Genomic DNA, 368 nt, shown 5'->3' with positions numbered 1-368 from the left:
CTTCGACTCGAACAACGATGGCATCGGTGATTTCGCCGGCCTGATCAGCAAGCTGGACTACATCGCCGAGCTGGGCGTCAACACCCTGTGGTTGCTGCCGTTCTACCCTTCGCCGCGGCGCGACGACGGCTACGACATCGCCGAGTACAAGGCCGTGCACCCCGACTACGGCAGCATGGCCGATGCCCGGCGCTTCATCGCCGAGGCGCACAAGCGTGGCCTGCGGGTTATCACCGAGCTGGTCATCAACCACACCAGCGACCAGCACCCTTGGTTCCAGCGCGCCCGCCACGCCAAGCGTGGCAGCAAGGCGCGCGACTTTTACGTATGGTCCGATGACGACCAGAAGTACGATGGCACCCGCATCA

Annotated in this window: 1 protein-coding gene; it reads left to right on the top strand. The window is 63.9% G+C overall.

Annotation, left to right across the window (positions count from 1 at the left end):
• Positions 1-368 (top strand): alpha-amylase family glycosyl hydrolase (locus QWI17_RS16990; protein WP_302723713.1); only part of this gene is annotated, 368 nt, incomplete at both ends.

The sequence above is a fragment of the Gilvimarinus gilvus genome (genome assembly GCF_030518155.1).
Classification (GTDB): Bacteria; Pseudomonadota; Gammaproteobacteria; order Pseudomonadales; family Cellvibrionaceae; genus Gilvimarinus; species Gilvimarinus gilvus.
Note: the sequence above shows the minus strand (reverse complement) of the source record. Positions and strands in the feature narration are given on the sequence as shown.